We start from the raw sequence: 19,077 nt of genomic DNA on the forward strand, positions 1-19,077 counted from the left end.
GGGCGGTGGGGGCGGGAGTCGGTCCACAGTCATAGAGCATTTGCGTTGGCGGCCCGACCAACGCATTAACCTGTCTCACTGCGACGTGCAGCGTAGACACCCTATCGGCGATTGTACATGAGCAGCCGACAAGCGACGGCACGACAACATGCGGTCTGTGACGGCAGCCGTCCCCCTGCGCTAGCAGCGGAACCCGCAGACATGCACTGCTGCAGACTCACCTCTATCGCGTGTCACCGTGGCCGCACTTCAGTCATGGCCATGGTGCTTAGGCACCAGCAAGACCGGAACGGGAGAGGAAGCTAACACGCGCGCTGCCACCGACCCGAGGACGGCCGACAGGAAAGCGCCCCGGCCGTGCGTGCCCATGACGATGACGTCGGCTCGGCACGCTAGCACCACGTCTACGATTCGTGGCGCTGGCTCACCAATGCAAGCATGTTCGGTCACCGCACAGTGAGCCGCCTTCAGTAATGGGCGAATTGCCTGGAATGCGTTATCTGCGGCCTCGTTTGCCCACCGATCGATCTGGGGCTTCGAGAAATATGCCTGCGCCCTGCCGCTGATATCGGGAAACGCGTGCACTAGGTGCACTTCCAGCGGGCGCTCAAAGAGACCGGGAGAAACCAGTCTTCTCGCGGCTCTAATGCTGTATGGCGAGCCGTCGCTCGGTAGCACGACAATGGTCATCCCGGCCTCCTATAGCAACGATTCAAGCTTACGTAAGCTCTTCCGCCTGTGATTGATTCACGTCAAAGCAGCACGCTCTCAAACCTGTAACCAGGCAGAACCCGGTGTACCACCCGCGCTGGAGTACGTCGCACACGTACCTGAATGTTACCCCCCGGCATGGCCCGACTCCTTGCTGTCGATGGAGCGGTCTCCGATCGCTTCGTGCTAGGCACTATCAGCCGCCGTCCGACAAAAGAAAAGCTGTCGACAATGTTGACGAGGGCTTCAAGAATGGGTGGGCAATCGCGGCGACGTCCGAAACAATGCTCGCAAACAACGCGAGGTTATCGAAGCCTACTTATTGGTGGTATCGCGTCGGTGCAACGTTCGAAGCACTCAAGACTCCTAAAGCGGTAAGTAGAGGATCAGCCGCAGATGGCGGCTCTTTCGTGCGCCGCAATTAGCCTGGTTCGGTGCTCATGGAGCCAGCAGGAAGAGAGTCATGAGTTTGCGCGACGTCCGGGCCCGGCACGTCAGCCAGTAGCGACAAGAAGATCGTTGAAGAGCGCCGGCCGGCGTGAGGCTAGGTCAACTGCACCATGGGCACCGCGCAGCTGTTCAATGTCGTCCCCGGCCAAACGGAACCTGGCCGTTGGCTGCCGGCAAGGCCGGCTCAAACCAGGCGCTGGCCGCCGTCGATGTGCAGCGTCTCGCCGTTCATGAAGTCGTTCTGGATCAGGAACATGACGGCGGGCGGCAGCCTGTTGCATAGGAACGATCTTCTTCAGCGGCAGCCGTGCGCTGAGCTCCGTGACATAGCCGCCGCGGGCGTCGCCGAGCGTGCGGCCCAACAGCGGGGTGTCGGTGGTGCCGGGTGAAAGCGTGTTGAAGCAGCTCGGGATCCCGCTGTTCATCCGCACAACGAGGTCGTTGCGCCTGACCCACGAGGCGAGGGGTTGCGCGAGCGCGCGATGCGCCTGTTGCACGAAGCGGAGGAAATACAGCAGGCCGCGATTTCCACTAGAAACGGTCCTTCCGGGATAATCCGCGTGGCGGCGCCGTATCCGATCGGCGTGCATGTGCTGGCACCGGCGCTGGTGCTATTTCGCGCGCGGCATCCCGCCCTCGCGGTCGACCTGCGCATCCGCGACCAGATGGCCGACCTCGTTGCCGAGGGCATCGATATCGCCATCCGCGTGGGCGATCTCCCGAATTCCCGCCTGATCTCGCGCCATCTGGCGCCGCACCGGATCTGCGCGTTTGCCGCGCCCGCGTACCTGGCTCGGAAAGGCACGCCCACGCGCCCGGAGGAGCTGGATCGGCATGACTGCGTGAAATTCCGCTTCCAGAGTTCGGGCCAGGCGTTGCGCTGGCCGTCTTCCGTGGATGGGGAGCTGGTCGAGATTGCTCCGGATGCGGGCATCGTCGCGGATGTAAGCGACGTGGTGGCGTCGATCGTCATCGCCGGCGGCGGGATCGGCATCATGCCGACCTATCTGGCGGCGACGCATGTGATGCGAGGGGAGCTGGTCCCGGTCATGCCGCGGTTAGCGGTCCCTCGCGCGAACATTACCGCGCTATGGCCCGAGAGCCGGCGCGCAAGCCCCAACGTGCGGGCATTCCTCGACTTGCTGGATGAGGTATTTACCGCGCCGCCAAGATGGGATGCGCTGATCGACGGCTTCGGGGGGGACGAGGGAAACGGCTGATGGTAACCCCGCCGGGCTACTTGAGTCTGTACTAAAGGCAGATAGCAGCGCGCCGCGCTCTTCATCAGATGCGAGGCGCACCGCATTTGCCGGATCGGCCGAGGTCAGCCACGCCAGCGCGACACGACGCGCCGGCTCCTCGCCGGGGTGCGGCGTCGACGGGCCAGGCCGATTCCCGCTGCATGCTGCCCAGGGCCCGGTGATGGAAACGGATCGACGCAAGTGAGATGGCTGAGCACTGCAAGACTGGCCATGTTAAGGCGTGGCATAAGGTCGTACCGCCAGCATGTTTTCAAAAGTCGGCACGGGCGTGCGTTCTGTGCACCGCCTGGTCTCTTCGTTGAAGTTGGCCCGTGAAGCAGTGAACCTGTCCTGAGACAGCAACGTCGTGTCGAAGGTAGGGCAGGAGGCACGGTCTACGATCACAGTCATCCACCAACCTGCGCGGTCGTCCGGGTCCGGCCAGTGGACTAAACCGCTCGCGCGGTAGCCCTCCGGCCATTGCACAAAGTGACTGAACCGCCTGTGCTGTTCCCTATGTCGAGAATCGAGGCAATTTCCTCGACAGGAGCACAGCCATGTCAATCCCGACGCCTACCATCAGCCCGCGGCGCCAGCGCATGATCGAGGACATGCGGATGCGCAAGCTCCATAGTTGAACTGCCTACGAACCGGCGCAGACAACGGTTCAAATCCAGAGCAGTCACTTAGAATCTGGCCGCCCTTCACGCCAGACTAATGTCGTCTGGCTAACGGCCGGACACAAGGAAAAGTGGCCGCGATCACCGAACTTCCGTATCGTCTTCTTGCCTCACGATCACCGGCTATTTGAAATCACACCACTCATGTATTTATTTAAATCTCGAAAATCTTGAACAGTCCAAGAGTGCGGCGCCAGCCTTACACCATTCTCTTGCAAAGTTCTTGGAATCAAGTCTCCATTTGGACGAAGTATCACCGATGAAACAATAACACCAGGATAATCATTGAGTCGTCTTTTGAAAGCGGCGGTTGTCAGATCAGGTGTGGGAGGAATGCTTTTCTTGGCCAATGGCCCTGTCCCTTTGAGGTCTGCTCCATGGCATATGGCACATCTCTGCGTAAAGAGATTTTTCCCATTAAAATTTTGCGCACAGGATAGTGATGTTTGAGTTAGCACCACAACTCCTAGCGAAGCGATGCATAATGCTCTTACTTTCATTTGGCCTTATTGTATAAATCAGATCATAATCGAGAGCAAATACCGGGGAGCACCACTGCAACACATGAGGGCCACGACACGCGACAGCTCGTCGGGCCGCCAAGCCGATCCCTGGGCAACCCGCCTCGCAGGCGGCGGCTCGGCGCACTCAGTCATGTTCCAGCGAGAGTTAGGTGCGCTGTCCCACTACCTGCGCCCGGCCACGCGAGCTCCGCCCTCCCGGTTGCGGCACACCGCTAGTTAGCCTATGTCTTCTACTGTGGCCGCCGCGACGGCACACGGCTCGCCATGACGGTGACTTCGACTAGCCATCCCGGCGGCACCAGCCGCAAGACTTCGGCTCGCGTGCGCACCGGCACGTTGGGCTGCTTGTCTGTTCCGAAGTATTGCTTATAGGCGCTCGAGAAGCCGGTGAAGTCTGGCTCGCCCGTGGCCGGGTCTGCCACAATCAACGCCTGCATGGAGACGATGTCGCCCATGCGATAGCCGCGATCCTGGAGGATGCGCTCGATCTGGCCAAGCACGCTGCGAGTCTGGGTTGCGGTGTCGCCATAGGAGGCCGCGGTATCGGGCGGCGCCGAGGCATTCGCCACCGTGGGCCCCACGCCGCTGAGCACAAGCAGCTGCGCATTGGCGGGAATCTCGATCACCTCCGCGAACTCACGCGCCCACGGTTCGGTCATGTGCGCCGGGTTGCGATGCCTGACGATCTGCTCGGCGGCGTTGGCATTGGCGATGCAGAGCGCCGGCACAACGAGGGTGGCAAGGGCCGCGATAGAACTACATGATAGCAAGCGTGCTGTGCGCATGGGCAGGGCCTGGGAAGTAAAGGATGAAGGTCCGGACAACGCGGCGTTGCCTTGCCGGACCGTACAAAACGAAGAACGCATATGCGAAGAACGTGCTCGCGTTCGTCTCGACTAAATCGAGTGGTCGCCCCTTGGGCGGACAAATAACTCCCGCTGCCTGGTCCACGGAGGGAGTTCGGTGTGCATTTCATCTCGAACAGAAGGCGGCGTTCGTCCCACTCACTCTTTAGACTACTCATAACTTCATCATCTCATCAGCCGCATTGAGAATCCGATTGGAGGACTGCTGAGCACCGCGAACAATGCTGTCCACGTTGTAGGCTAGCAAGCGACCGCTTCTCTTTATTATTCGGCCATCGACTAACACCGTGTCGACGTTGCTGGCGCTGCCGCTCTGCACAATCGCCGTTTCGATATTGCCTATTGGCCAGATGTTCAGATCCTTGGCCCGCACCAGAATGATGTCTGCGCGCTTGCCTTCAGTGATCGATCCAGTGATGTCGCCGATCCCCATCGCGATGGCTCCATTGATCGTCGCCATCTCGATCACCTCTTGCACGCTGACCGCCCTTGCCCGCTCGCTGGGGGTGCCAACCCAGGGCACCCCGAGGTTCCAGGTGAAACGCATCATTTCGAACATGTCCGGTGGGGCAATGGACGTCGCGTCGCTCGACAATGAGATAGTCAGCCCCGCGGCACGCATCGCGAACAGCGCAGCCCGGGCATCGCCCGTGCTGCTGAGCCGGAGTTCGGAATGTGTCGCAAAGGAGAGCGGTGTCTTCGTGCGCGCCATCGCCATCAAGTCCTCGGTCGTCGCCGGGACGTAATGCGCGATCATAAAATCGGGGCCGAGGTAACCGCGCCTCTCGTAGTCGACAGCATCGACATTGTTGGGCGACTCCTGCGGCGCGTGGATCGCTACGGGAAGCCCACTCTTCTTGACGAACTTCATTTCCTCGTGAAAGACAGCATCGGTGCTCTGTTGCGGACCACGCAGATTCAGTCCCAGGTGCACCAAACCTTCGAATGGGGAGTTTGCACCGAACCATTTGCGCTGGACGCGCGCAAGGTCGCCGAACCTGTTCACCTCGTCTACCGGGAGCTTGTCAATGTGGCCGTACGAGTAACGGGCCCTCAGCAGAGAGTGCTGGTGCGCGCGAAGTTCGGCATCCGCATGGGCCGCGGAGCGGGTGTTATGCGACCAGTTGTGCACGGTAGTGGTCCCGCCGTTCGCTAGTTCGGCGCACGCAAGGAGCACGCTGTTGTAGAAGTCCTCCGGCGTGTACAAGGCGGATGTGGCGCTCTTGGCCGGGTAGTAGGAGAAGCCGCCGTTCCGCGCGGTGAAGCTGCGTCCGATCGCGCTCCACATATGGTAGTGAGAGTTGACGAAGCCGGGCATGACGATCATGTCCGCGGCATCGATCGTCTGCGCGCCGGACGTACTCAGACCCCGACCGATCTTCTCGATCACGCCGTTTCGAATCAAGATGTCGGCGCGTGGCATGACGCCATTCTTCCGGTCGACCGTGATGACCATGCCGTTCTTGATCAGGTAGGTGCCTCGACGGGCTCCGGACGCCGCGGATGGCGTGCCGCCTCCCGCCGAAGCCGATGCCGATGCCGAAGCGACAAGCGAGGGGATCCCGGTTGCCGCGACCATCATTGCGCCGGCGACCTTGGTGAATTCTCTTCTGGTTGTTCTCATGTTCCTTTCCGATGCGATTTGGATTGCAGGAAGACGGTTGTGGTCAACTCGTCTCGAGAAAGAATGCTGCGGTCATTGCCAGCCCTGTCAGGACGACGAAGCCACGCACCAGGGCCGCTTTAAGTCGCCGAGCCATGACGCCGCCGAAATACCCGCCGGCTGTGGCGCCGATCGCCATCCATAGTGCATGCGTCCAGGCGATGGCGCCGCTGGCCGCATAAATGACGACAGCTATCAGCGTCAGGATCACGGAGACGAAGTTCTTGATGCCGTTCATCCGGCTCATGTCGGTGTGCCCGAGCGCAGCGAGAACCGCCAGCAGCAAGATGCCGAGACCGCCGTTGAAATAGCCACCGTAGATCGCGACCGCAGCGATGCTGATGTCCGTGATCCATTCACTGGGGGACTGCGATGCGACGGCTCCTTTGCGCAGAAGCCTTGGCCCACAGGCAAAGAGAAGGGTCGCGGCCAACAGCAACCAAGGCACAATGCGCCCGAAGTCGCTGTTCGAGGTCGACAGCAGCAACGTGGCGCCTGCCGCACCGCCCAGCACCGACAGCACGCTTAGCCGAAGAAGCGAGGGTGCCATCGGCCCCGACAGATCCTTGCGCTGTGCCCAGGCACCCGCCATATAGCCAGGCAGGAGCGCGGCGGTCCCGGTGGCGTTGGCAGATACCAGCGGCACGCCGACCATCGCCAAGGCCGGCAGTGTCAGGAAACTACCGCCGCCTGCCACCGCATTCAGCGTCCCGGCGAAAGTCGCAGCGCCACCGAGCAGCACCCATTCGGCCGGCGTCATGGCTTACGCACAGGCAACGACATCCGGTCGGTCCGCAGTAGCACGGTGAGTACTATTCCGAAGACCGATAGCAAGGTGATCTGCGCAAAGCCGGCGGTGCTCCAGCCAAAGCGCGCCGCGATGCCGCCGATGATGTAGCCCGCGAAAGCGCCCGCGCCGTAGAGCGTCGTGACAAAGACACCGGTGGCCCGATTCGTGAGCGAAGAGCGCACGGACTTGATATGGTAGCCGGCCAGGTTCACGTACAGCACGCCACTTACCACCAGCCCCCACACGAATGACAGCACCGATTGGACCAACATGCCCGTCGGCCCCGAGAACAGAAGGAAGCCGAGCAGCCCGGTCCCCGCAAAGCTCAGCGACAACACAAGCTTGGGGTGGAAGCGGTCGCCAAGCCAGCCGCCAAAGATGGAGGCGAACACGCCGCACCCGAAGATACTCATGACGCGACCAGTGTCCGACGGCGTGTAGTGCAGATGCTCGCGCAGGAACGTGGGGTACATGCCGAGGTAGCCATAGATGCACAACCCGCCAATGATGCTCATCACAGTCAAGAGAGCCGTGTTGCGGTTCCACATCGTGGTTGCACCGCGCGTGTCGATGTGCGTGGCGATCGCGCTGGCCTTTTCGGTCATGCGCTTGCTCACGGTAGCCGCGATCAGCGCCATTGCGACAAATCCGGTCAGGCCGAACACCACCAGCGGCAAGCGCCAGTTTCGCTCAATGCCGATCAGGTGCCCACCGAGCAGCGGTCCCACGATGGCTCCGACACCGAAGGAGAAGTTGATGGCCCCAACGGCCGTCGCGCGGAAGCGAGCGAAATAGCTCGCCGCGATGGCGATCACCACAGTCAGCTGCATCGCTTCGCCGATGCCAGTAGCGGCGCGGTAGAGGATCATGTCGGCAAAGCCGCTCGAGTAGGCAGTCAACAGCGTGCCAAGCGAGAAGATCGCGATGCCAATCTGGAGCACGGCCTTGCGCGACCACCGCGCCAGCAGGTAGCCTGTCGGCACCCCCGCCAGTGCCATGCCGAGCGTAAAGATGGTCGAAAGCAGGCCGGTGTCGGCGAGGCCGAACCCAAACTCCCTTCGCACATCTGCGGCGATCAGCGGAAAGATCTGCCGGTCCATCGCGTTGAGCGCATAGGAGGCAAGCAGCACAAGAAATATGCCGATCTCCAATGCCGTGACGGGCGCATCGCTGCGCACGTCTCCGGTCAGCGGGCCGGCCGAAGTCGAGGAATTCACGTGTTGTCTCCTTCTCGTCAAGCGAGAGATTTGTTCGAGTTTCTGGCGATGTACGGATCCGGCTATGAGGCCGCGCGCGCTGCCTTATACCAATCGAGGATCTGTTCTCCCGTCAGGAAGGCAACGTCGTCGTGTGCCCGAATGTGCGCCAGCGCCTCCCGGAAATAGCGCAGGCGGTGTGGCGCGCCCATGATGTACGGATGCACGACCAGCGCCATCACGCGGGCTGAGTCCTTCGCATCGGCGTAGAGTTGCTCGAACTGGTCGATAGCGCGGTCGCGATACTCGCTGGCCTTGTGATGCTGGATCAGCATCATCGCTACATCGTTGCACTCCTGTGTGTAGGGCACGTTCACGATACAGCCGCCATCTCGCGTCCTCAGTTCCACGGGCTGATCGTCGAGCACCCAGTCGCACACGTACTCGTAGCCTTGCTCCGCGAGGATGTCCGGTGTATTCCAGGTCTCGGTGAGCCCCGGTCCGAGCCAGCCGCGGGGGCGCTTCCCGGTGTAGGCGCGAATGGCCTCGGTGGTCTTTGCGATGTCGACCGCTTCGTCGGGCACCTTCTGCATGTTGCGCTGCCCAAAGCCATGGCCGATGAACTCCCAGTTACGCGCCTTCGCCGCCTTGGCGATAGGCTCGTAGGCATCGATGGCGGCGCCGTTGATGGCGAGCGTTGCATTGATCCCAAGCTCGTCAATGACGTCCAGCATGCGCCAAAAGCCGACGCGGTTGCCGTACTCGTGCCAGGCCCAGTTCGGGATGTCTGGCATCGGCGAACCGCCCGCCGGAGGCGTGAGAACCGTGCGCGGCATGGTCTCGTTGATATCCCATTCCTCAACATTGACGATGACCCAAACGGCCAGGCGCTTGCCAGCCGGCAGCGTCAGGGCGGGACGCTCGGAAATGGCCGAAAATGAGATGCGTTCGAGTGGTTTCATGGCGTGTTTCCTTTGACCCGGGACTCAGACGATCTCGACCTGCAAGGGGTCGAGTCCTTCAATACGGCCGATCAACCTGTCACCGCGCTGCACCGGACCAACGCCTTCTGGCGTGCCGGTAAAGATCAGGTCGCCAGGAAGCAGGCGATACTGCCTGGACAGCTCGCTGACGATTTCATGGACGTTCCAGATCATCTTCTCCAGGACCGAGTGCTGTCGTACGTCACCGTTTACCGCCAGGCTCAGTGCGCCCGAACGGAGATGGCCGACCTTCGCCACGGGATGGATGGGACCGCATGGCGCCGAATGGTCGAATGACTTGCCCAGCTCCCACGGCAGGCCGCGCTTGTTGCATTCGCGTTGGCGGTCCCGCCGCGTCATGTCAAGCCCTGCGGCATAGCCAAAGACATGATCCAGTGCAGTGTCCGGCGGCACTTCCGTCGCTTCACGGCCGATGGCAACGACGAGTTCAAACTCGAACTGAAAGTCATCAGTAAACGTCGGATAGGGGACGCGGCCATCGGTCACAATGGCATCGGCCGGCTTCTGGAAGAAGAATGGGGGGTCGCGTTCGTCACCCTCCCCCATTTCCCGGATATGGGCAAGGTAGTTGCGCCCCACGCAATAGACGCGCCGCACCGGGAAGCGTTGATCGCTGCCAACGATATCAATGAAGGCGGGGGTAACGCTCAGGACCTTGGTCGATTGCACGACGCTGTCCGCACTGGCTCTAGGCATAAGGATTGTCTCTGTGTAAGATTATTGAACGGAGTGGCTAGAGTTTAGAGACGCGGTCGTTCGGCCTCAACGCACAGGCTTGCGAAAAGATGCGCAATCCTTACGATCCTTTGCCCCCCACGTTTCCATGCACCGAGCGAAGCCCTCGAACGACCCGCTGCTGCCCCTCCACCACGACGGCGAGAAGGGTGCTGTCATCCGGAACTACACCATGGCGGCCCGGGCGCAGAGCGCCTACTTTGGCATCCACGATCAGAGCAACTGTCTGCCGAACCCGGTGCCGCACCGTCACGAGTACTTCCAGATTTACGTCAACACACTAGGCGAAACCACTCACTACATTGGGGGCCAGCAGCGGCCCATTCGCCCCGGCACCGTAAGCTTCGTCCTGCCGTTTCTGGTTCACTACATTCCGAACGTAGCGGACGGCAAGTTCCACGTAATCAACATCAGCAAAGAGTATCTGCTACCGTCGCTTAACCTTGATGTCTTCGAGTTGTCGGAAGTGCCGCTCGCGCGCGCGCCAGAGCTTGGTCCCTTCCGCTTTCAGCATTGTCTGGATTTTCAGTTCGATGAACTGGACACCGAGTACCTTCAGGAGCTATGCGAGCGCATGGCGCAAGAATCCCAGCAATCGCCCAGTGACGATACGGCCAGCAACTTGCTGATCCGCAGCCACTTGCTAAACCTGATTGGCATGGTGTGGCGACGCCACGGTGACAAGATTCGTCTTTGCGAGAGCAACGGGATGTTGCTGCAGTCGTACAAGCAGTCCGTGCTGCGCTGCATTCGGTATATCACCCAAAACCTTTCGCGGGAACTGACCTTGGGCGACGCTGCGCAGGCCAGTCATGTATCAGCAACACACCTGGCCCACCTGCTGAAGAGTGAAACCGGAAAGACCTTTCTGGAGATCGTGACTGAAAGGCGGATCGAGCGGGCAAAGACTTTGCTGGCTTTCACATCCGCCTCGGCCGCAGAAATCGGGCAAAGCACGGGATTCGGTGAACCAAATAACTTTGCCAGGCGGTTTCGGCAGATCGTGGGTTCGACACCTTTGGCATATCGACGCCAATTCCAGGACGTGGGCGCGCGAACTTGGGTTGAGTAAGACCACCTGTCAAAAGACATAGCAAAGTGGTGAGCTGAGGGCTAGCCGATGAGACTGGCATTGTTGGGGCTTTCCACTAGTCTTTATTTTAAGCTTCTTATTTGTGATATTTCCCTTGTATGTGTACTGCGTTCCGACTGGCCTCAGTATTCCTTGTGCTGCGGAAGCGTATCGGTGATTTCATACCACGACGCCTTGCTGCCGACAAAAACATGGCGCTCGGCCTTCACGCCGGGATCGCTATCAAGCGTACCGAGCGGGAATCCGATTACATCGGGATTGCTGTCAAATCGCGTCAATATGCTTGAGCCACATTCGCTGCAAAATCCCTTGTGCTCGCCAGGCGAGGACTCGTAAAACTTGACGGTGTTCTGCCCGGATACCCATTCCCAATCCCTAATCGCCACCTTGGCTCTCGTGCGGAAGGCCGAGGCATGAAGCTTTCGGCACATCGAACAATGACAATTCAGGACGTCGGTTAGCGGGCCGTGGATTCGGTATTTGACGTGTCCGCAGAGACAACTGCCGTGCTGGGTCATGGGCTTCTCCAGGAAGTGTTGCGATGAATGCTAAATTGGAGAAGATCGTAGGGTGTGCGGAAATTTTGATAAAGTAGCCGCCCATGAATGGATTCTTCATGATTTACGAATAATCGACGATGGATCAGCTGTTCAGCATGCAGGTGTTCTGCCAGATCGTGGACTCGGGGAGCATGGCGCAGGCAGCCCGGGTCCTCGGACTCGCGCCTGCGACGGTGACCGGCGCACTAGCCCGAATAGAAAAACGGCTTGGCGCGCGCCTGCTCGACCGGACGACGCGTCGCATCGCCGTGACCGAGGCAGGCAGGCTCTGGTACAAACACGCGAAGCGCATCATTGAACAGTCGCATGAAGCGGAAGATGCGGTCCGGCGCCTTGCGTCGGAACCAAGGGGTGAGTTGCGCGTCACATTACCGCTGGGCGTGGCGCTGACCTTTGTGTACCCGCATCTGGATGAGTTCACGGCACGCTTCCCGAGAATCAGCCTCGATCTCCAGGTTAGCGACCGGATTGTCGACCTTGTGGCCAACGGCTTCGATCTCGCCCTGCGGGCGGGGCGACCCGGGGATTCCGATTTCTCGGCTCGATGCCTCAGCACGTACCGCCGCGTAACATGCGCCAGTCCCGGCTATCTGGCATCTCATGGCGCCCCCCGGCATCCGGCCGAACTGGCACGACATCAGTGCCTGATTTACCGCCATGAACCGCATTCCTCATCTTGGCAGTACCAGGTGGACGGCACAACTATGGCAATTCCGGTAGATGGGGCATTTTCGAGTAACGAATCGCATGCGCTGATTGCATGGGCCAAAGCAGGCAAGGGAATCACCCGGCAGCCCGACTGGCTTGTCGAGCAGGACTTGCTCAGCGGCGGCTTGATTCGGCTGCTGGAAGAGTACGACGAGATTGGTGCATCTGAGCAGCCGGGAATATATGCGGTGTTTCCGAAACCTCGCAATCACCCGAGGAAGGTCGAGGCTTTCGTGAAGTTTTTTTCTCAAAAGATCGCCTCAGCATCCCACCAGTAGCGTCACAAACGGGGCGAGGGTCGTGCGCCATAATCGAGTGTCCTGCTGGGATCGCAGGCGCCCATCGTTTCCTTGACCGGACGGATGGCTCGGATGACAACTATCTCAGTCCAGCCGCGTTTGTCGACTTCCTGCGCTGCATGGCATCGACCGGCTTCCGTTGCCCGCGCCAGCGCGTCGACGGCCATCTGAGGTGAGGGCCGCGTCGACAGGCGCAGAGGCAGGTCAGTGCTAAATTGATAACGCTAAACCGACACCAGGTGATGGCAGCATACGCAAAGCTTGTTTCCATCAGCATCTCGGAAGTATGCGCCGTAGTAGTGAGGGTGATACTGGGCTCTTAGGCCAGGAGCGCCTTCGCAATTTGCTCCGTTTGCGAGCGCGCGGGCGTATGCCTGGTCAACGGTCTGCCGATCACGCGCAAGCAATGCCACCATTTGACCATTCCCACCTCGCGCAGCATTGCCGTCATATGGCTTGCCAATAAGGAACAGCGGCCGCGGTGCGTCCGTTGCCATCCACCCCGCCCATGGCGTGCCGCGCTCGCAGAATTTGAGGTTGTGTCCTAGTTCATGCATCAACGCCGAATAAAACTCAAAAGCACGATCGAAGTCGTTAACGCCAAGAAAAATGTGCGAAATCACTTTGCGTCTCACAGGAGGGTGGTGGCGACGAACATTATCACGGTTGTGAGCATGGGATCGCTCCTAGCCTCCCCACGAAGCGTCAGCCTCGCCGGTCCGGTTTCGTCGAGTCGGCCGTCAACCAAGTGGTGAGCAGGCGCTTCGTCAAACGACAGCAGATGGCTTGGCGGCCTCGGCGCGCGCACAACCTGCCACAAATCCGGATGGCCGTGCTCAATGACCAGTTGCGATCGCACGTTGAGCGACGGTATCCATCTATTGCCGCAGAAGAACAACATCGCCTTGCCGCTTGATTAGCCCCAACGCCCGGCTCGCGACTGACAGAGGTCATCTAAGATTTCTATCGGCTCTCCTTGCCCCACATCTGCAATCTCAAGGGTGCCAGGTCGACGGCCTTTCAATTTGCATCGCAGGCCGTTGGCTTCCTGCCATGGCATACGAAAGCTTGTTCGCCGCGTCGACGACTGTCTGTGCCAGCTCCAGCAAACGCTCTTCGCTTAGCCGGGCGGTCGGTCCCGAAATGCACATGGAGCCTAGCAGCCGCCAGTGCAATCCGAAAACCGGTGCCGACACGCTCGAGACTTCGGCCTCGCGCTCGCCGAGCGACAGATGAAATCCACGGCGGCGGATCATTTCATAAAGCTCGCCCGGCTCACCTGAGAACGCCAGGATGACGCGGCCTGGCGAACCGCTGTCCAGCGGCAGGGCCGCCCCGATCCTGACGTGATGCCGGATGGCCTGCGGTCCTTCGACCCGGACGAGGCAGGTTCGCTGTTGTCCCTCCCGGACGTAGAACGAAGCGCTTTCGCCGGTCTTGATCGTCAGCTCCCGCAGCACCGGCTCCACCACTTCCTGAACGTTGAAGGTGGCCTGGTAGCACGCGCCCAGCCACCCGGCTGCGCGGCCGAGCCGCCAGTTGCCGTCTTCCTTCTGCACCAGATAGTTGTCCGCCGCCAGCGTGCGCGCCAGCCGCAGCACGGTGGTCTTGTGGATGCCGGTCCGCCGGCTCAGTTCGGCAAGTGAGAGCTGGGGGTCGTTCACCCCGAACGCCTCGAGTACGCGCAGGGCGCGGGTGACCGCTATGACGCCCCCAGCGCCATCGTCGCCTTTTGAGGCGCCCCTTGAATCACTATTCGCATTCATAGAATGAAACGCGGTGCACGGTATGAAACAGCATTGTATGCCGTGAAACGGTCGACCACAATCCGAAGCACAACGAAACCGAGATTCGGAGACAGTAATGAAGGCAATTTCCCGTCGCTGCATATTCATGCTCGCCGCAGGTCTGGTTCTGGCGTCCGCCACTACCCAGGCCGCGCCGCAATACCCCACCAAGCCCATCCGCGTCATCGTGCCTTTTCCCGCCGGCGGGGGCACGGACATCATTGCGCGCGAGGTGACCAATACGGTGGCCAAGTCGACCGGCTGGGTCTTTGTGGTGGAGAACAAGCCAGGTTCCGGTGGCAACCTCGGCGTGGACGCGGCAGCCAAGGCGCCGGCCGATGGCTACACCATCGTCATGGGGCAGACCAGCAACCTTGCAATCAATCCCTCGCTGTATGAACGGTTGCCGTATGACCCATTGAAGGATCTGGCGCCCATCAGTCTGGTCGCCTCCGCGCCGCTCGTCCTGGTGACGCATGTCAACTCGCCCTACAAGACGATGAAGGACGCGATTCAGGCTGCCAAGGCAAAGCCCGGAGCGATCAATTTCGCATCGCCGGGCAACGGCACGGTGGCGCACCTTGGCGGCGAGCTGCTTCAAGGTACCGCGAAGGTGAAGTTCACCCATGTGCCGTACAAGGGCGCAGCCCAGGCGGTCAACGACCTGATGGGCGGCCAGGTCGATCTCTACATGGCATCCGTGCCAACGTTGCTCGGGCATATCAAGAACAACAGGCTGCGGCCGCTCGCGGTGACGTCGCCGAAGCGTTTGCCAGACCTGCCCCAGGTGCCGACAGTCGCCGAGCTGGGCTATCCCGGCTTTGATACCGCGACCTGGTTCGGCTTCGTCGCGCCTGCCGCGACACCGAAGGACATCGTGGTACGCCTCAATACCGAGTTCAACAAGGCGCTCAAATCCCCGGAGCTCGCCAAGAAGCTGAATGAACAAGGTGCATCGGTGCTGGCCGGCACGCCTGAGGCGTTCAGCGCGCTGATCAAGCAGGACATCGGACGCTGGGCATCGGTCATCAAGACCTCCGGCACGAAGCTGGATTGACGCCCTTATCTACCTATCCATTTCATATTGCTGGAGTCCATCATGACCTTGCCCAACATCATCAAATCGTTTGAGCGCGTGCCCGCCGAGATCGTGGCGCGCGCTGCCAGGTTCCAACCGGCGATCCTCTCCGATGTCGGCGGACGCCGCGGCGCGTTGCATGGCCGGATCAGGGCCTTGCGCCCGACCATGAAAGTCGCCGGGCCCGCCTTCACTGTCGAGGTACGCCCCGGTGATAATCTGATGATCCACGCAGCACTGGCGCTGGCGCAGCCGGGCGATGTTCTGGTCGTCGACGGCAAAGGGGACCAGACCTCTGCGCTGATGGGAACGATCATGATGCATGCCGCTCGCCAGCGCGGCCTTGCTGGTGTCGTCATCGACGGCGCGGTCCGCGACAGCCTCGAGCTGGACGAAATGCAGTTCCCGGTCTTTTCGGTGGGCACGAACCCTAACGGCCCCACCAAGGAAGTTGGCGGGCGTATTGGACACCCCATTTCTGTTGGTGGCGTCACGGTGAACCCTGGCGACTACATCTGCGGCGATGCCGATGGCCTGGTCGTGGTGGAGCGCGAGAAGATCGAAGCCTTGCTCGATGCGGCGGCAAAGAAGGAAGAGGCGGAAGCCAAGCGCATCGCCCAGATCAGGGAAGGCAATACCACCGCGCCCTGGCTGCTGGCATCGCTGGTGACGGCGGGCGTCCTGAAGCAGGGAGAAGCACTGTGACGAAAAAGCAAGTCATTATCGTCACGGGTGCCGACCTCGCGCCGGAAGCCCTCGCGCTGCTGGGTGACTATGAGATCGTATTCGCGGGGAAAACGCCCCAGACCGCCGATATTGCAGCCCTGGCAAAGGAGCACAACCCGGTCGGCATTATCGTGCGCTACGGCAGCTTGACCGCTGAAGTCATGGACGCAGCACCAGCCTTGAAAGTGATTTCGAAACACGGCACCGGAACTGACACCATCGATAAATCCGCTGCGCAGGCGCGCGGCATCAAGGTGGCCGCCGCAGCCGGGGCCAATGCCGCCGCCGTGGCAGAACATGCGTGGGCGCTGATCCTTGCGTGCGCCAAAGCGGTTCCACATCTCAACGATCGCATGCGCCAGGGTCATTGGGACAAGGCAACTTATAGGGCCGTCGAGCTGAACGGTTGCACGCTCGGTATTGTGGGGCTCGGAGAGATCGGCCGCCGCGCCGCCGTGATTGGTGTGGCGATGGGCATGCATGTCACCGCTTTCGATCCTTATGCGACGACAGTCCCGGAAGGCGTAACGCTTGTCGACCTGCCTCGGTTGTTCAGGGAATCGGACGTGGTGTCGCTGCACTGCCCGTTGACGGAAGAGAACCGTGGCATGTTGAACCGTGAAACACTGGCGACGTTCAAGGACGGCGCGATCCTGGTCAATACGGCGCGAGGCGGGCTCATCGACGAGCCTGCACTGGCCGAAGCGCTGCAGAGCGGCAAACTGTATGCCGCTGGCCTGGACAGCTTTGCCGTGGAACCGATGCCCGTGCCGCATCCGTTCCGCGACATTCCCAGCCTCATCCTGTCGCCGCACATCGGCGGCGTCAGCAACGCGGCGTACGTGAACATGGGGGTTGGGGCGGCGAAGAACGTCCTGGCGGTGCTGCAAGGCGTGGCGACGCCGGCCTGAACGACGCACGGCTGCATCATCAACTAGAACAGAAGTGTCGCGGGAGGAGCCGACGGACAGTCAGGCCTCCCCCCAGCACAAGGAGACAAAGGTGTTTTATCGAACCATTGGCTGCCTGGTGGCAGCAACGACGCTGCTTGTCAGCCTGTCCGCTGTGGCGGCGTACCCGGACAAACCGGTCCGCATCATCGTGCCGAATCCTCCCGGCGGCGCCGTCGACGTCGTGACGCGCAAGGTTGCGCAGAAGCTCTCCGTGCAGACAGGGCAGAGCTTCGTCGTGGAGAACAAACCGGGCGCGTCCGGCACGATCGGCACGTCCCTGGTCGTGAACGCACCCGCCGATGGCTACACGCTTCTGGCGAACGACAACTCCTATACCACCCTCCCCTATGTCTTCAAGAAACTGAACTGGGACCATCAGACAGCTCTGATCCCTATCGCGCCGTTCGCATTTTCGCCGGTGGTGCTTGGCGTCAAGGCCGATTCGCGCTTCAAGGACCTGGCCTCCCTCATCAGCTATGCCAAGGCGCATCCCGGAGAAGTGACGTTTGGCACCGGCGGCCCCGGTAGTTCGCCGCATTTTTCTGCCGAGGCGTTCCAACAGGCCGCAGGTATCAAGCTGATGCATGTGCCGTACAAGGGGGCTGGCGAGGCCATGGTCGGGCTGCTGTCCGGTAGCGTGGATCTGCTGGTCGTGTCGACCCCGACCGCGCTGGCGCCGGTCAAGGGTAATCAGATGCGTCTGCTGGGCATCAGTGGCAAGACCAGGGTGGATGTGTTCCCGGGCGTCCCTACGTTCGCTGAAGCTGGTGTACCCAACTTCAGCCTGTTCAACTGGTCAGGCCTTGCCGCGCCAAAGGGCACGCCGAACGATGTCATTACGCGCCTGCAAACGGAAATCCAGAAGGCGCTCCAGGCGCCCGACATGAAGGCATTCCTTGCGCAGATGGGGTCGCAGCCGGGCAACCTGGACAGCCCCGCGTTCGCGCAGCTGATCCAGCGCGAAACCGCGCAATGGGCAACGGTTGCGCAAAAGGCGCATATTGAGAAGCAATAACCAGGAGCGGCGATGTTCCTACTTCAGCAACCGGCCGTACGCGATGCACAGGTGCTCACCCGGCTTCCGGAGTCGTTCCGTCGGCACGACCCTGACAACGCGTGGGCACACGCCAATCGCGGCGGGGCGACGATCGACTCATTCCTGGAGGGGCCGGTCTGGGCCGATGGCCAACTCTGGGTAACGGACATCCCCTACGGCCGCATTTTCCGTGTTTCGATGCAGGGCGACTGGGAGCTTGTTGCCGAGTATGACGGTGAACCGAATGGCATGAAGCGCCTGGCCAGCGGTGACTTCCTGATCACTGATTATCGCAACGGCCTGGTGCGTCTGGATGCAAAGTCGGGAACCGTCACCCCGTTTCTCGAGCGCAGGAATTCCGAACGCTTCCGGGGCGTCAACGACCTGACCTTCGATTCGCAGGGCAACCTCTACTTCACCGACCAGGGCCAGACCGGCTTGCACGATCCGACGGGCCGCGTCTATCGGCTGACGCCCGACGGCAAGCTGGACGTCCTGCTGGACAACGCACCGAGCCCGAACGGTGTCGTCCTGTCGCCTGACGAGAAGGTGCTGTTCGTCGCGATGACCCGCGGCAACAGCGTATGGCGCGTGCCGTTGCAGGCCGACGGTTCGGTCAGCAAGGTCGGGCAGTTCTTTACCTCTTACGGCCCGAGCGGCCCCGACGGTCTGGCAATGAGATCGGATGGCCATCTGCTGGTGGCCAATCCCGGACTTGGCTATGTCTGGGTGCTCAATCATCGCGCCGAGCCTGTGGAGGTGATTCGTAGCCCGGATGGCACATCGCTGACCAATCTGTGCTTTGGCGGCACCGAGGGCGCCACGCTACTCATGACCGAGTCGACCACCGGGACGATCCTGTGCGCCGACATGTCGGTGGGCGGTGCACCGGTGCATGGAGGGCGGCTGGCGTGAACGGAGTACCGGGCGTTCTCGCCATGCCGGACGCATGCCACCGTCAGAGCGCCGCGGCCGAG

The 19,077-nt window shown here is 61.1% G+C and carries 19 protein-coding genes and 1 pseudogene; 9 read left to right on the forward strand and 11 right to left on the reverse strand.

The annotated features are described in order from the left end of the window. Positions 1–249 precede the first annotated feature (249 nt). Positions 250–690: a universal stress protein gene (locus AC3WRI_RS17130; RefSeq protein WP_058698840.1), complete on the reverse strand. Its 441-nt coding sequence runs from the start codon at positions 688–690 to the stop codon at positions 250–252. Between the two features lie 938 nt (positions 691–1,628). On the opposite strand from AC3WRI_RS17130, the gene AC3WRI_RS17135 reads away from it, so the two are divergent. Beyond that, complete coding sequence (locus tag AC3WRI_RS17135) at positions 1,629–2,381, forward strand: substrate binding domain-containing protein (protein WP_492293659.1); 753 nt, start codon at positions 1,629–1,631, stop codon at positions 2,379–2,381. Positions 2,382–3,198: 817 nt separating this feature from the next. On the opposite strand, the gene AC3WRI_RS17140 is transcribed toward AC3WRI_RS17135, so the two are convergent. From AC3WRI_RS17140 to AC3WRI_RS17170, 7 genes are all read right to left on the reverse strand, one after another. Beyond that, a complete protein-coding gene (locus tag AC3WRI_RS17140; protein WP_010812567.1) occupies positions 3,199–3,582 on the reverse strand; it encodes a c-type cytochrome in 384 nt (127 codons plus the stop codon). Between the two features lie 254 nt (positions 3,583–3,836). Next, the gene (locus AC3WRI_RS17145) at positions 3,837–4,391 is read right to left on the reverse strand and encodes a RidA family protein (RefSeq protein WP_011616590.1); all 555 of its coding nucleotides are present in this window, start codon (positions 4,389–4,391) and stop codon (positions 3,837–3,839) included. Between the two features lie 235 nt (positions 4,392–4,626). Next, the gene (locus AC3WRI_RS17150) at positions 4,627–6,096 is read right to left on the reverse strand and encodes an amidohydrolase family protein (RefSeq protein WP_439672373.1); all 1,470 of its coding nucleotides are present in this window, start codon (positions 6,094–6,096) and stop codon (positions 4,627–4,629) included. Positions 6,097–6,139: 43 nt separating this feature from the next. Beyond that, entirely contained in the window at positions 6,140–6,895 is a 756-nt protein-coding gene (locus AC3WRI_RS17155; RefSeq protein ID WP_492293660.1) for a sulfite exporter TauE/SafE family protein, read from the reverse strand. Continuing rightward, positions 6,892–8,142, reverse strand: a complete 1,251-nt coding sequence (locus tag AC3WRI_RS17160) for an MFS transporter (RefSeq protein WP_492293662.1) — start codon at positions 8,140–8,142, stop codon at positions 6,892–6,894. The genes AC3WRI_RS17155 and AC3WRI_RS17160 overlap by 4 nt, the downstream gene beginning before the upstream one ends. Before the next feature lie 62 nt (positions 8,143–8,204). Beyond that, on the reverse strand, positions 8,205–9,083 hold the full coding sequence (locus AC3WRI_RS17165) for a polysaccharide deacetylase family protein (protein ID WP_010812572.1): 879 nt from the start codon (positions 9,081–9,083) through the stop codon (positions 8,205–8,207). Positions 9,084–9,107: 24 nt separating this feature from the next. After that, complete coding sequence (locus AC3WRI_RS17170; RefSeq protein WP_010812573.1) at positions 9,108–9,794, reverse strand: fumarylacetoacetate hydrolase family protein; 687 nt, start codon at positions 9,792–9,794, stop codon at positions 9,108–9,110. Between the two features lie 154 nt (positions 9,795–9,948). Here AC3WRI_RS17170 and AC3WRI_RS17175 point away from each other — a divergent pair, with 154 nt between their 5' ends. After that, positions 9,949–10,932: a helix-turn-helix transcriptional regulator gene (locus tag AC3WRI_RS17175; RefSeq protein WP_051398552.1), complete on the forward strand. Its 984-nt coding sequence runs from the start codon at positions 9,949–9,951 to the stop codon at positions 10,930–10,932. Positions 10,933–11,075: 143 nt separating this feature from the next. Here the strand turns inward: AC3WRI_RS17175 and AC3WRI_RS17180 are convergent, their stop codons facing one another. After that, positions 11,076–11,471: a GFA family protein gene (locus tag AC3WRI_RS17180; protein ID WP_492293663.1), complete on the reverse strand. Its 396-nt coding sequence runs from the start codon at positions 11,469–11,471 to the stop codon at positions 11,076–11,078. Positions 11,472–11,590: 119 nt separating this feature from the next. Between AC3WRI_RS17180 and AC3WRI_RS17185 the strand changes: the two genes are divergently transcribed. Then, a complete protein-coding gene (locus tag AC3WRI_RS17185; RefSeq protein ID WP_492293665.1) occupies positions 11,591–12,499 on the forward strand; it encodes a LysR family transcriptional regulator in 909 nt (302 codons plus the stop codon). A gap of 245 nt (positions 12,500–12,744) precedes the next feature. On the opposite strand, the gene AC3WRI_RS17190 is transcribed toward AC3WRI_RS17185, so the two are convergent. Then, positions 12,745–13,143, reverse strand: a complete 399-nt coding sequence (locus AC3WRI_RS17190; RefSeq protein ID WP_492293667.1) for a VOC family protein — start codon at positions 13,141–13,143, stop codon at positions 12,745–12,747. Positions 13,144–13,166: 23 nt separating this feature from the next. On the opposite strand from AC3WRI_RS17190, the pseudogene AC3WRI_RS17195 reads away from it, so the two are divergent. Then, a pseudogene (locus AC3WRI_RS17195) lies at positions 13,167–13,436 on the forward strand (hypothetical protein); the annotation flags it as partial. Positions 13,437–13,515: 79 nt separating this feature from the next. On the opposite strand, the gene AC3WRI_RS17200 reads toward AC3WRI_RS17195, so the two are convergent. After that, the gene (locus AC3WRI_RS17200; protein ID WP_492293669.1) at positions 13,516–14,286 is read right to left on the reverse strand and encodes an IclR family transcriptional regulator; all 771 of its coding nucleotides are present in this window, start codon (positions 14,284–14,286) and stop codon (positions 13,516–13,518) included. Between the two features lie 97 nt (positions 14,287–14,383). On the opposite strand from AC3WRI_RS17200, the gene AC3WRI_RS17205 reads away from it, so the two are divergent. From AC3WRI_RS17205 to AC3WRI_RS17225, 5 genes are all read left to right on the forward strand, one after another. Then, complete coding sequence (locus AC3WRI_RS17205) at positions 14,384–15,364, forward strand: Bug family tripartite tricarboxylate transporter substrate binding protein (RefSeq protein ID WP_010812579.1); 981 nt, start codon at positions 14,384–14,386, stop codon at positions 15,362–15,364. A gap of 42 nt (positions 15,365–15,406) precedes the next feature. After that, positions 15,407–16,090 carry an RraA family protein gene (locus tag AC3WRI_RS17210; RefSeq protein WP_010812580.1) on the forward strand — a complete coding sequence of 228 codons (684 nt, stop codon included), beginning with the start codon at positions 15,407–15,409 and terminating at the stop codon, positions 16,088–16,090. Next, positions 16,087–17,022, forward strand: a complete 936-nt coding sequence (locus tag AC3WRI_RS17215) for an NAD(P)-dependent oxidoreductase (protein WP_011616508.1) — start codon at positions 16,087–16,089, stop codon at positions 17,020–17,022. Before AC3WRI_RS17210 ends, AC3WRI_RS17215 begins: the two co-directional genes overlap by 4 nt. 91 nt (positions 17,023–17,113) lie before the next feature. Next, on the forward strand, positions 17,114–18,079 hold the full coding sequence (locus AC3WRI_RS17220) for a Bug family tripartite tricarboxylate transporter substrate binding protein (RefSeq protein ID WP_011616507.1): 966 nt from the start codon (positions 17,114–17,116) through the stop codon (positions 18,077–18,079). Between the two features lie 12 nt (positions 18,080–18,091). After that, the gene (locus AC3WRI_RS17225) at positions 18,092–19,015 is read left to right on the forward strand and encodes an SMP-30/gluconolactonase/LRE family protein (protein WP_011616506.1); all 924 of its coding nucleotides are present in this window, start codon (positions 18,092–18,094) and stop codon (positions 19,013–19,015) included. Positions 19,016–19,077 lie beyond the last annotated feature (62 nt).

It is taken from the genome of Cupriavidus sp. FW305-27 (assembly GCF_058787995.1).

Excerpts from the sequence above, each read along its gene's own strand:
- AC3WRI_RS17210 (WP_010812580.1), top strand. The coding sequence starts at position 15,407 with ATGACCTTGCCCAACATCATCAAATCGTTTGAGCGCGTGCCCGCCGAG.
- AC3WRI_RS17200 (WP_492293669.1), bottom strand. The coding sequence starts at position 14,286 with ATGAATGCGAATAGTGATTCAAGGGGCGCCTCAAAAGGCGACGATGGC.
- AC3WRI_RS17150 (WP_439672373.1), bottom strand. The coding sequence starts at position 6,096 with ATGAGAACAACCAGAAGAGAATTCACCAAGGTCGCCGGCGCAATGATG.
- AC3WRI_RS17130 (WP_058698840.1), bottom strand. The coding sequence starts at position 690 with ATGACCATTGTCGTGCTACCGAGCGACGGCTCGCCATACAGCATTAGA.
- AC3WRI_RS17175 (WP_051398552.1), top strand. The coding sequence starts at position 9,949 with ATGCACCGAGCGAAGCCCTCGAACGACCCGCTGCTGCCCCTCCACCAC.
- AC3WRI_RS17155 (WP_492293660.1), bottom strand. The coding sequence starts at position 6,895 with ATGACGCCGGCCGAATGGGTGCTGCTCGGTGGCGCTGCGACTTTCGCC.
- AC3WRI_RS17180 (WP_492293663.1), bottom strand. The coding sequence starts at position 11,471 with ATGACCCAGCACGGCAGTTGTCTCTGCGGACACGTCAAATACCGAATC.
- AC3WRI_RS17205 (WP_010812579.1), top strand. The coding sequence starts at position 14,384 with ATGAAGGCAATTTCCCGTCGCTGCATATTCATGCTCGCCGCAGGTCTG.
- AC3WRI_RS17140 (WP_010812567.1), bottom strand. The coding sequence starts at position 3,582 with ATGAAAGTAAGAGCATTATGCATCGCTTCGCTAGGAGTTGTGGTGCTA.
- AC3WRI_RS17145 (WP_011616590.1), bottom strand. The coding sequence starts at position 4,391 with ATGCGCACAGCACGCTTGCTATCATGTAGTTCTATCGCGGCCCTTGCC.
- AC3WRI_RS17225 (WP_011616506.1), top strand. The coding sequence starts at position 18,092 with ATGTTCCTACTTCAGCAACCGGCCGTACGCGATGCACAGGTGCTCACC.
- AC3WRI_RS17165 (WP_010812572.1), bottom strand. The coding sequence starts at position 9,083 with ATGAAACCACTCGAACGCATCTCATTTTCGGCCATTTCCGAGCGTCCC.
- AC3WRI_RS17185 (WP_492293665.1), top strand. The coding sequence starts at position 11,591 with ATGGATCAGCTGTTCAGCATGCAGGTGTTCTGCCAGATCGTGGACTCG.